The sequence below is a fragment of the Petroclostridium sp. X23 genome, from assembly GCF_030013905.1.
GTDB lineage: Bacteria > Bacillota > Clostridia > SK-Y3 > SK-Y3 > X23.
This window is the reverse complement of sequence record NZ_CP124862.1, coordinates 1,415,975-1,427,633: the sequence shown is the minus strand read 5'-3', so window position 1 is coordinate 1,427,633 and position 11,659 is coordinate 1,415,975. Positions and strand designations below refer to the sequence as shown.

Annotated in this window: 9 protein-coding genes and 1 tRNA gene; 9 read left to right on the top strand and 1 reads right to left on the bottom strand. The window is 38.4% G+C overall.

Annotated elements, in window-relative coordinates:
- Positions 1–174 precede the first annotated feature (174 nt).
- On the bottom strand, positions 175–2,034 hold the full coding sequence (locus QKW49_RS07015) for an IS1634 family transposase (protein ID WP_282864511.1): 1,860 nt from the start codon (positions 2,032–2,034) through the stop codon (positions 175–177).
- A 313-nt stretch (positions 2,035–2,347) separates the two neighbouring features.
- Here QKW49_RS07015 and QKW49_RS07010 point away from each other — a divergent pair.
- The 9 genes from QKW49_RS07010 to sdaAA all read left to right on the top strand — a co-directional run bounded on the left by QKW49_RS07010 (position 2,348) and on the right by sdaAA (position 11,534).
- A tRNA-Pro gene (locus QKW49_RS07010) sits at positions 2,348–2,423 on the top strand.
- Positions 2,424–2,563: 140 nt separating this feature from the next.
- Positions 2,564–2,725: a hypothetical protein gene (locus QKW49_RS07005; protein WP_282866833.1), complete on the top strand. Its 162-nt coding sequence runs from the start codon at positions 2,564–2,566 to the stop codon at positions 2,723–2,725.
- A 647-nt stretch (positions 2,726–3,372) separates the two neighbouring features.
- Positions 3,373–4,455 carry an NAD/NADP-dependent octopine/nopaline dehydrogenase family protein gene (locus tag QKW49_RS07000; protein ID WP_282866832.1) on the top strand — a complete coding sequence of 361 codons (1,083 nt, stop codon included), beginning with the start codon at positions 3,373–3,375 and terminating at the stop codon, positions 4,453–4,455.
- Positions 4,456–4,602: 147 nt separating this feature from the next.
- A complete protein-coding gene (locus QKW49_RS06995; RefSeq protein WP_282866831.1) occupies positions 4,603–5,130 on the top strand; it encodes a TRAP transporter small permease in 528 nt (175 codons plus the stop codon).
- Positions 5,130–6,431: a TRAP transporter large permease gene (locus QKW49_RS06990; RefSeq protein WP_282866830.1), complete on the top strand. Its 1,302-nt coding sequence runs from the start codon at positions 5,130–5,132 to the stop codon at positions 6,429–6,431. Before QKW49_RS06995 ends, QKW49_RS06990 begins: the two co-directional genes overlap by 1 nt.
- A gap of 114 nt (positions 6,432–6,545) precedes the next feature.
- Positions 6,546–7,559 (top strand): ornithine cyclodeaminase family protein, encoded by a 1,014-nt coding sequence (locus tag QKW49_RS06985; protein WP_282866829.1) that lies wholly within the window; start codon positions 6,546–6,548, stop codon positions 7,557–7,559.
- Between the two features lie 70 nt (positions 7,560–7,629).
- Complete coding sequence (locus QKW49_RS06980) at positions 7,630–8,628, top strand: ornithine cyclodeaminase family protein (RefSeq protein WP_282866828.1); 999 nt, start codon at positions 7,630–7,632, stop codon at positions 8,626–8,628.
- Positions 8,629–8,653: 25 nt separating this feature from the next.
- Positions 8,654–9,718 (top strand): TRAP transporter substrate-binding protein DctP, encoded by a 1,065-nt coding sequence (gene dctP, locus QKW49_RS06975; protein ID WP_282866827.1) that lies wholly within the window; start codon positions 8,654–8,656, stop codon positions 9,716–9,718.
- A gap of 241 nt (positions 9,719–9,959) precedes the next feature.
- A complete protein-coding gene (sdaAA, locus tag QKW49_RS06970) occupies positions 9,960–11,534 on the top strand; it encodes an L-serine ammonia-lyase, iron-sulfur-dependent, subunit alpha (protein WP_282866825.1) in 1,575 nt (524 codons plus the stop codon).
- Positions 11,535–11,659 lie beyond the last annotated feature (125 nt).

Genomic DNA, 11,659 nt, shown 5'->3' with positions numbered 1-11,659 from the left:
AAGAAAAGAAAAAGAAAATAAATATCTGAAAACACGCTTTAAAGGGATTGACGAGAACAATTTTTAGTGCTATAATCTCGTTTTCGACAGTTACGCAAAAATTTAGAGAAGGAACCTCGCTTAAATTGCCACTTTCCTTCTCTTTTCTTATTTTAAAGATGTTGTATGGAATAGTTAATTGAAAATTTTTTTTATTTTTTTGTTTAGTTCCTTTGGTAGATAGAATTTCTTGTCTAATCCTAAGTTAAATATTCCGTTTAATGCCGTACATACCTGACTTCCTGTGTATGTTGCTGTATAAAAAGCGTCCTGTGTATTCATAACATTCATGTTTCGTAGCGTGTCAAGAATATTATCTGTAGTGAAATGTGTTCCATACTGATCCAGTTTGTTTTCAAGCAGCCGATAAATCAGTAAAGCAGTATAGCAGACCATGAAGTGTGCGATAATCCGGTTGCGATTTCTGTGATAAACTGGTCTGGCATTGAAATTGGTTTTCAGTACCCGAAAACAATCCTCAATTTTATAGCGCTTTGAATTTACCGCAAGTATTGATTTAGCATCATCTTCTAGATTTGTGGCGACTGCATAGTAGCCATCGTATTTTTCTTCTCTATCAATGATGGAATGGTCAATTTCATAGTAGTCAGAAGCTTTTTCACCGTCTTGACCTTTAGATGTCCTCTTGATAAAACGTGTGACATCATGAGGTCCTTTTTTTACATCCTCTACATTTTTATTGTTGAGGATGTTTTTAGCCCGTTCAATCTGGGCATTTCTTATATGTCTTTGGTATTCCATCATTTTTCTTGAAAATGTGATGATGATTTTCTGTTTCAGAAGTGCCTTTGATTTTACCATTCTGGACTTACCATTCTTATATATTTTTTCCTCGTACAGACCAACATCTATGGCATTGTCTGCATCTATGATTTTATAAACAGTATCGTTATAAAGAGGCAGGTTTTCTTTGTTAAATCTGTCGAATTCCTTCATGCGGCTGATGGTAATAGGAGAATCATCAGAAATGCGCCGATAATCATAATCATTAAAAACAGCTTTCTGCAGTTTGTCGGAAAGTTTTTTCACAGACTGGGTTACTATAAATGCCCTTCCTCCCATGGAATTGAATTTTCGTATATTAAATGAGCCAAGCCCTGCATCTGCACAATAAATGAATTGCTTATTGTTAAACATTTTTGTGATTTTCTGTTCCAATGGAACAGCACATTTCTGCTCATTGTCAGAGCCTGAGTTGATGCACATAGATATAGGAATCCCGTTTCCGTCCACGAATAATCCCATCTGAACAATTGGATTGGGTCGATGTTCTTTGGAAGGACCATATCTGCGAAGACCTTTCAAAATCTCGCCGGTGGCTTCATCTACATATTCATCGTCTTCATCTTCTGACTCAAAGTAATAATTGGTGCAGTCAAAATAGCATACAGACGTGTTTTTCTTGATGATACTTTCACTGTTGGTGTACAAATGCTCTAGATAGTTGTCGTAGTGTTCTTCCAGTAAATCCATGAAACGCAATATATGCTGGTACTCGAAAGAGGGCATTTCGTAATAGGAATCAAGCCTGTCAAAGGTCCCTAACTTTGATTTAGGATCCAGAATCCTTGCAAATGTAAGGAAACGATTGATGGTATTGCAATCAAAAGTGATCTTGGAATTGCTTTTTATATCCTTAAAGAAATCCGACAGTTTGAGGTCATGATATATATTTTGCAGAACAAAATATCCAACATTTAGGAGAGCGGATCTAGAAGAGATATCTTTGGTGGCTGAGAGTTTCTCAGTATAATCAACCTTGAAACTCATGTCTATTTTCCCTTCCTGGTACTCTTTGTTGAATTCTTCCACCTGCTTTTTTGCATATGCAAGAGGATCAGGGGTGATGACCAGCAACTCAGAATGCTTTCCGATTCGTTTTACATTTTTTGTTGTGGTTTTTTTCCCATTTCTGATTCCCATCTGGATAAAGTAAGTTGGATCTTTGGATTTTCTATCATAGTTTAGCTTCATATTACACCTCCACTTCTATTATATCATAAAATACAACACCATACAACATATTTAATGCAAAATTTGACAACAAAAAAATCAGGATAGCCTTATATTTAGAGCATCTCCTGACTTTATCAGTTTATATTCTATTGAAGGAAGTGTTGAAAACCCGTTTATCCCGCAAAGTAGCTAAAAAGTATGCTGAATAATGAGGCTTTGATAAGACAACTAAATCAAAGAAAAAAGAAAAGAAAAAGAAAATAAATATCTGAAAACACGCTTTAAAGGGATTGACGAGAACAATTTTTAGTGCTATAATTTTAAAGTATTTCGGGGTGTAGCGCAGGTGGTAGCGTGCTTGGTTCGGGACCAAGAGGCCGAGAGTTCGAGTCTCTCCACTCCGACCAGAAAAATCAAGGATTTGTTCAATTAAATCCTTGATTTTTTATTTTTAATATTAATTCGATGATGTGTAGCTTCTATATTGCAGGTATATCTGCATTTATGATATCATATGGACAGGGCAGTTGGATAAAGCAGGGTGTGGTTGCCACCTTTATTCCTTCGCAGGAAGGAGGTGGTTGCCTATGATGAATACATACCAGGTATTGTCTTTGATGATACTGTTTGGAATGTTCGTTATAGCAGTCTTGAATTTCAGGACAAAAAAATAATCACCCTGCCGGCCAGTAGAGTGATTATTTTATAATTACATTCAAATGGCAATCGCATCATGCGGTCCGATTGCCTTTACCTATATTATAGCATAAAACAAATGAAAGTAAACATTATTCCTACACTTTTTCAAAGTACTTTTATGTTTTAAAAGGTAAATATATTTTTTTTAACTTCTAGGGCGTAGTCATATGCAGTAATGGAAATATATTGATAGCCAGCTTTAATAGGCGAGTTAGTTTTTTTACATTTTATAGTATTACCAAAGTCGTTTTGATATACTGAATTATGGAAAAAATAATTTATCTATCGGGCGTTTTTTATATTTTATAGTCATTTGGATATTGACTTAATAATATACATCATATATAATAAAATAAATTTTAATATATATGGCGATGAAGTCGTGAATTATTCTTTATAATGATAGTTCGCGATTTTTTGATATTTTATATATTTAACAGTAACAGAGGTTTTCACATAAAGTGTAATAATAAAAATATTAAGATTGGTTGGAAGGGATATTCTGGTTTTGGTATATCCTGTATTTGTTGTATCTTATTTTGTTCAGCGCGTATACTTGATGTATGCATATCGTATTCTCGTAGTCAATATATATAAATTAAGGACACTGAAATATCAGATGTTCTACTTATTGCATAATAGTGAGGAGATGTCAATATGAGAAAGTTAAATTACGCGGTTCTCGGCGCCGGAAACGGTGGACAATGTGTTAGTGCATATCTTAAGCTAAGAGGTTATCAAGTCAGTCTATACGACAGATATGAGCATGTCATTGAGCCCATAAAAACAAGAGGCGGGATTGCTCTAAAGGGCGTTTCATTAAACGGATTTGCGAAAATAGATATTATTACCACAGATCTTAAGGAAGCTGTGGAGAATGCAGACGTAATTCTTGTAGTGCTACCGGCGTTTGCTCATGAGTATATCGCAGAGAATTTATCATCTATACTTCATAATGATCAGGTTATTGTGTTATGTCCTGGATCAACAGGCGGGGCACTTGAGTTCAGGAGAGTGCTAAACGATAAAAAGTGCAATTGCAGCATAAAGCTTGCAGAGACAAACAGTCTTTTTTATGCTTCACGGATTGATGCCTCGGGGACCGCGGTGATTGGAGGCGTAAAAGAAGTAATGCCTATTGCAGCACTTCCTTCATCAGATGTTGATGAGATTATCGATATCATGCATGAGGCTTATCCACAACTAGTGAAAGAAGAGAATGTCTTAACATCTGATATGAGCAATATGAATGCGGTTGTTCATCCTCTTCCGGTGATCCTTAATACCGGATGGATCGAAGCGACCGGTGGCAGCTTCAAATATTATTATGACGGTATTACGCCTACAATTGGAAATCTGGTTGAGAAGACAGATACTGAAAGAATGGAAATATGCAGAGCTTTGGGAATTAAGGTTAAGAGTATTAAAGATAGTATGTATACTTACTATAAAGCTCAGGGTGATAGTTTATGCAAGATGTTTAAAAATATAAGTGCTTACGAAATTGTTAATGCACCTGAAAAGGTTGAGAGCAGATTATTAACAGAGGATGTACCGATGGGGCTTGTACCCATGACCGAATTAGCAAAACTAGTAAACGTCAAAACGCCTATAATGGATATGACAATAGATCTCGCGTCAACCCTTCTTAATAGAGATTTCAGATCAAATGGAAGAACTTTAGAAAAACTGGGTATTAGCGGGATGGATAGAGAAAGTCTTTTAAAGTACATAAAATGAGTTGTGAGTTATCAGCTTTTTGTTTTTAGTTCTTCACATTCCATATTAAAGCTCAAAGAGCATATGAAACTGATTATAAAGGAGGCATGCCATGGGTATTGTGTTTTATAGTTAATTATACAATATTTAGAAGAAGGAGTGAGAAGTATGAACCTTTCTGGTTTAAAAAAGGTAAGTAATACACTGGTTTCTATTCAGCGTTTTATTGGTGTGCTGCTTGCTTTAACGGTTCCATTGCTAATTGTGTACCAAGTTATTCTGCGGTATGTATTTAAGGCACCTCTTATGGGTATTGAAGAACTATTGATTTTTCCAACCATCTGGCTTTATATGATTGGTGGTGCTAATGCTTCACAACAAAGAAATCATATCGAATGCGGTATTCTTACATTGTATATTAAAAGAGAAGAAACACTTAAGTTGTTTAATATCTTCAAATCGCTTTTTTCGATGGTTGTTGCACTATGGCTTACATATTGGGCATATTGGTTTTTTAATTATTCATTTACCAAGTGGAAACTCAGTGATATTTTGTACATTCCTATGTTCTTTGGTGAAAGCGCACTTTTTATAGGGTTGGTGCTCATGTCCATCTACGCCATTATAGATTTTTTTACTGATACCAGGGCGTTGGTGATATATATTAAATCAAAAGTGAAAGGGGGCAACGACTGATGTTATTTGTTGTAGGCATATGTGTCATTCTTCTTATTCTTCTTTTAATGTTAAAGATCCCCCTTCCGTATTGTTTTGGTGGTGCTCTTCTTTTTATGTACATGTTTGGTGGAATATCTATGAAGAGCATGATGCTGTGGGTGTTCAGCCAGAGTATCAGTCCGGTGCTTCTAGCTAGTCCAATGTTTATCCTTGCAGGCTCATATATGGGTGGAAGTGGGATCGCAACCAAGCTTCTTGACTTTGTAGACTCTTTTATCGGCAGAGTCAAAGGTGGCCTCGGAGTTGTATGTATCGCTACCTGTGCTGTTATCGGAGCGATTTCGGGCAGTGGTTTCACAGGTGTAGCGGCTACCGGTCCGGTTATGATTCCCCGTATGGTTAAGCAAGGCTATCCGAGAGGATATTCTACTGCGTTGGTTACGGTGTCTTCGGTTTTAGGACTCTTAATCCCTCCTAGCGGCATTATGATCATTTACGGATGGGTTACCGAAACCTCCATTCTTGCATGTTTCTTGTCTACTGTAGGGCCAGGCTTATTAATTACACTGCTATTCTGTGTTATCAATCTTATATGGTCGAAGAAGTTTGACCTTGTATTGGATGAGCCTAGAGCTTTTAATGAAAAGATTAAGATTGCCGGACGCAGAGGTATAGTAGCACTTCCTGCACTGCTCATGCCTGTGATTATCCTTGGCGGTATTTATGGAGGGGTGTTCACACCAACTGAAGCAGCAGCAGTAGCAGCAATATATTCTATCCCTATTGGGTTCTGGATTTACCGCAACATGAATCTCAAAGAGTTTTATAGATTGACATTGGATTCTTTGTCATCCATAGGCGCTATTATGGCAATGATTATCTTCTGCCTGATGTTAAGTCAAACCTTTGTACTGTTAAAGGTTCCCCAGGCGATTATTGATGTCTTTTTTGGCATGACCAGCAGTCGTATCGTGATGCTCATCATTATCAACATATTCCTATTTGTTGTAGGAATGATTGTTAACGATGCCACAGGTATGATTCTATGTGCACCTATTCTATTGCCACTTGTTCTGAAGCTGGGGATTAACCCGATTCAATTTGCAGCTATGATGGGTGTTAACCTTGCAATGGGTGGTGTCACTCCTCCTTATGCAAGTATCTTATATCTCGGAATGAGAATCGGCAAATGCGAATTTAGTGAGATCTTTGGTCCTACAATGATACTCCTTCTATTTGGCTATGTACCGGTAGTATTTTTAACTACGTTCTGGCCCGCATTGTCTTTGTGGCTGCCGGGATTGTTCGGATATTTATAATAATTTGATTATATCAAAAAAGTCTTATTAAAAAAGCAGTTAAAGTCCATGAAACAGAGTGTTTTAGGAGTTTAACAATAATAAAACAACTATTTTAAAATGGAGGTATTTACTATGAGCACTTTACTATTAAGTCAAGATCAGGTAAAAGAGCTAATCACAATGAAAGAGATTGTGGAAATCTGTGAAAAAACATTTCAGGGTTTTGGAGAAGGTACGGTCGTTAACCCTACGAAAGTAAACCTTGACCTGGGTGAAACTGCAGAATTTCCACCTTATAAAGGATTTATGAATGCAATGCCGGCATACATCGGCTGGACTGACACTGCAGGGATCAAATGGGCCGGGGGAAACCTGGGTGAAAGAAAAAGGTTGGGTCTTCCATACGTTACTTCCCTAATCATGCTGATTGACCCGAAAGTTGGAAACTTCACCTGCGTTTTAGATGGCGCATTCATTACAAATATGCGGACAGGCGCACAGACAGCTGTTGGGTTAAAATATATTTTCAATGGCGGCAGTTCCGAAAGAAGATCTATTAAGATTGGCCTATACGGTGCAGGTATGCAGGGGCATACACAAACATTGGCTATTTCCCAATGGTTTGATATTGAGGAAGTAAGAGTTTATGATGTTTCCAAGGAGGCGGCTGAGAAGTACAAAGAAAATATGAAGGATGTTGTTAAGGGAGAGATCATTGTTTGCGATACACCTAAAGAAGCAGCTCAAGGCGATGCGATTGTATGTGTAACCCAGTCCAAGGATAAATTCCTTCTTGACGAATGGGTTAAGCCTGGAACGGTAATATTCCCAATGGGTTCCTATCAGGAATGCGATGACGCAATGCTTCTCAACGCCAAGAAGATTGTTGTAGACCATGTAGGACAATGTCTGCACAGAGGCGCGTTAGCAGAATTAAATGAGGAAGGGAAAATTACAGAGAACAGCATCTTCGCAACAATTGGTGAACTTGCAACCGGCAAGAAATCTATAGGCGACTACTCTGATGGCAAGATTGTATGTATCCCTATCGGTACCGGTGCCATGGATATTGCAGTTGCGAGTGTCGTATACAAAAAAGCGATAGAGCAAGGTATTGGCGGTACATATTCATTTATCCAAGACTAATAGCCATTCTGCATAAGATACACGATGGATGCCTTGTAGGGTATCTATCTACGATAAGGAGGTACTGCTGATGAATACGTTACTGATCAGCAAATCAGATATAAAAAAATTGATTACTTTTAAAGAGGTTGTAGAAATATGTGATGAAACTTTCCAAGGATTTGGTGAAGGTACAACCATAAATCCTCCGAAGGTGAACCTGAATTTAGGTGATTCGGGGCCATACCCGCCATATAATGCTTCAATGAATGCGATGCCGGCATATATCGGCTGGCAGGACATTGCAGGCTTGAAATGGGCGGGTGGATTTGGCGGCGGTCGTGTAAAAATGGGTCTGCCATTCATTAATGCGCTTATTTTGCTTTGCGATCCGGATCTAGGTAACTTTTTAGCTGCACTGGATGGTACGTATATTACCAATATGAGAACGGGTGGGCAGACAGCTGCTGCTCTTAAATATCTTTTCAAAAACAGAAAAGGTATAAAACTGGGTCTTTACGGTGCAGGGGTTCAGGGATATACTCAAACCATGGCCATTTCACAGGTGTTTGATATTGAAGAATTAAGGGTTTATGATATTGTTAGATCAGCTGCTGAAAAATTCAAAAATGATATGGCACAGCATATAAAAGGAAATATTATTATATGTGATAAGCCTGAAGAAGCAGCTGATTGTGAAGTCGTAGTATCTGTTACGCTGGCAAAGGATGGTTTTATCAAGAACGAATGGATCAAACCCGGTACTGTTTACTTTGCAATGGGTTCCTATCAAGAATGCGATTACGAGACCATTCTAAATGCTGATAAAATTATTGTAGATCATGTAGATCAGTGTTTGCACCGAGGAGCGCTCAAGGAACTTGCCGATCAAGGCAGGATCACAAGAGAAAACATTTACTGCACGATAGGGGATTTGGCAGTGGGAAGAAATTCCGTGGACAACCTGAAAAATGAGAGGATCATTTGTATCCCAATTGGTACAGGCGCTATGGATGTTGCTGTTGCAGGCATCGTCTATAAAAAGGCCGTATCTCTTAGCATGGGAACAGAATTCTCATTTGATATGTAAATTATTTATTTAACAAGGAGGATGTATGATGAAAAAAACAATTTCTATGGTTTTGGCAATGATTCTTATGCTTTCGCTTGCGGCATGTGGTCCGAAGGGAAACGTTGATGCACCTGATAAAGGAGCCAGTGAAGCGCCCGCAGCTGAAAAAGAGCAGAGTATGACTTTAAAACTTGCTCATATCAGGCCGCAAGGTTCGGTTGCAGATGAGGATATTCGTGCTTTTGCTGCTGATGTTGAAAAGAGAACAAACGGCACTATTAAATTTGAGATTTATCCTGCATCTCAGTTGGGAGACTACACCACTGTACTTGAAAGAATAAGCATCGGTGATGTGGATATGCAGATTGCTCCTATCGGTACAAATCTGGACAAAGCCTTTGGTATTTCCTATTGTCCATATTTGGTTCAAAACTGGGAGGAAGCAAAAAAAGTTTACAACAGTGATGGGGATTTGGTTAGCAATATGGCTGCCATATGTGAAAAGAATGATATTAAGCTGATTGGAACCTATCCACTGTATTTTGGCGGTATTGCACTCACTAAAAAGCCTAAAGATCCTGCTAACGTAGATGTAAGAGAAGAAACAAAAATCCGTGTTCCGAATATGAAGGCATTTGATTTGACAGCACAGGAACTAGGGTATATTTCTACTCCGCTACCGGCAGCAGATACTTTTACATCAATGCAGACAGGAATGGTTGATGGTGCAATCGGTTATGGTGCTGAAGGTTACTATTCCAACTACAGAGATCTTATAAAATATTATCTGCCTATAAACGATCACTTTGAATTATGGTATGCATGTTTAAGCTCTGCAACATGGGAAAAAATGAGTGCTTCACAAAGAGAGGCTATTACTGCTGCCGCAAAAGCGATGGAAGAAAAGAGATTCGGTGAAGCAGAAAAGCAAGAAAAAGAATACGAAGAAAAGCTTACTGCTGCCGGCATAGAAGTAATTCAATTTACCGATGAGCAGCTTGCGCAATTTGCTAAAATCGTCAGAGAAAAGGTTTGGCCTCAAACAAAGGCAGATTTCAATGAAGAATTCTTTAATAGTATCGTTGAGAAATATAACCTTGTAAAATAATGCAGGTTTAATAGCGATAATCCTTTCGTTGAGTAGCTTTATGGTAGAATAATTTTATCCAGCTCCAGCACTACTTGTGACGTCCTATCATTTTGCGATGAATGACCGATTACATAATGTGCTGGAGTTTTTCATTGAAGATTATTTACAATAGTTTTGCCTGTCAGGATTGTGTATAAAAGTAATAAAGAGAGATGCTTTGATAGTTAAACTATAAATTTAAAAGGTAAGGTGAAGGAAAATGACACTTTCAAATGCTTTTGATGTTTTCGATATCATAGGTCCTGTCATGATAGGGCCTTCAAGTTCTCATACGGCAGGGGCTGTGCGTATAGGATTGGCTGCCGGGCAGCTATGTGATCACAATCCCAAAGAAATTACTGTCTTATTTCATGGTTCACTTGCCAGTACCTATTCGACCCATAAAACCGATGTAGGTGTGGTTGCGGGTATTATGAACATAGGTGTAGATGATGAGAAGATCAGAGATGCTGTTTGCATAGCAGAAGATAAGGGAATAAAAATTAAATTCGATAAAATAGAGCTTCAAAATGCTCACCCGAGTACCATTATCATCGAATTAACAGATCAGCAGGGAAATAAGCAGGTAATGAGGTCTGCCACAATCGGTGGAGGGAATATATTTATTGAACAAATCAATGGGTATAATGTTGAATTGGATGGTAAACAGGACTGCTTTGTCGGTATTACTTCCATAAGGGAAAAGGAAGAGTTTGCAGCTAAGTTCATCGCTTTATTTGGCAATAAAGCAGAAGTTACAAAATTTGATCCTTGGGGTGAGGGGTATTCATTTAAGGTAGAATGCGGTGAATCCATACGTGAGATTGGATTGGAAAAAGCAAAACAAGCACTTGAAGCCAGTGAGATTTTCCGGATTCATTCTGTAATGTCGTTAAGCATACAGGGAAAAGAATTTTATAAATCATGCAGAGAACTAGCTGAGAAGTCTAAAGAGGAAGGTTGCCTTATCAGTGATACGGTTATAAAATACGAAGCTGAAAAATCCGGCAGGACAACCGAGCAGGTTACCGGGCAGATGCGACAGACCTATCATGTGATGAGGGCTTCCATAAAAAAGGGACTTGAAAAAGAGAATATACTCCTAGGAAACATTTTTAAGGGTAACGCAGCAAAAATGGATAGGTTTTTAAATTCTAAAAGAAGCATATGCGGTACTACGGTATCCAAGGTCATAAGAAATGCCCTAGCAGTTATGGAAGTGAACGGATCCATGGGAAAAGTAGTCGCGTGTCCTACGGCGGGGTCAGCGGGGACGGTACCTGCAGCGGTTTTGACAATTGCTGAATGTAATGACATCTCGGATGAAAAGGTCATTCAATCTCTTTTTACCGGAGCGGGGATAGGGATCGTGATTGCTGAAAATGCTACTATTTCGGGGGCAGTTGGTGGATGTCAAGCGGAGTGCGGTGCCGCGTCTGCTATTGCAGCAGCTGTTATCACTGAGATGTTTGGAGGAAGTTACGAGGATATATTAAGCGCTGTTTCTCTGGCACTTGGAAATATATTGGGGATGGTCTGTGATCCTGTAGCAGGAATGGTCGAGCTGCCGTGTATTCAGAGAAATGCCATTGCAGCCATGAATGCCATTATTTCTGCAGAGATGGCTCTTGCAGGTATAAACAGTGTTATTCCGGCAGATGAAATGATTGGGGCACTTGATGAAGTGGGAAAATTAATGCACTGCTCTCTTAAGGATACTTTAGGAGCCGGTATATCTAATACGCCAACGGCAAGAAAAATAGAGCAAGATTTTTTTGGTATTAAGAAAGAGTAAAGAATGATAGACGATTACGATAAAAGGAAAAATAATAGTTGACAGACCTACTATTCTTATCTTAACATATCTATGAAACATCATAAGTGGTATAATAATGAAAAGTCCTAATGATACTAATTTAT

Coding starts and splice junctions, on each gene's coding strand:
- sdaAA (WP_282866825.1), top strand. CDS start 9,960: ATGACACTTTCAAATGCTTTTGATGTTTTCGATATCATAGGTCCTGTC.
- QKW49_RS06980 (WP_282866828.1), top strand. CDS start 7,630: ATGAATACGTTACTGATCAGCAAATCAGATATAAAAAAATTGATTACT.
- QKW49_RS06995 (WP_282866831.1), top strand. CDS start 4,603: ATGAACCTTTCTGGTTTAAAAAAGGTAAGTAATACACTGGTTTCTATT.
- dctP (WP_282866827.1), top strand. CDS start 8,654: ATGATGAAAAAAACAATTTCTATGGTTTTGGCAATGATTCTTATGCTT.
- QKW49_RS06990 (WP_282866830.1), top strand. CDS start 5,130: ATGTTATTTGTTGTAGGCATATGTGTCATTCTTCTTATTCTTCTTTTA.
- QKW49_RS07000 (WP_282866832.1), top strand. CDS start 3,373: ATGAGAAAGTTAAATTACGCGGTTCTCGGCGCCGGAAACGGTGGACAA.
- QKW49_RS07015 (WP_282864511.1), bottom strand. CDS start 2,034: ATGAAGCTAAACTATGATAGAAAATCCAAAGATCCAACTTACTTTATC.
- QKW49_RS06985 (WP_282866829.1), top strand. CDS start 6,546: ATGAGCACTTTACTATTAAGTCAAGATCAGGTAAAAGAGCTAATCACA.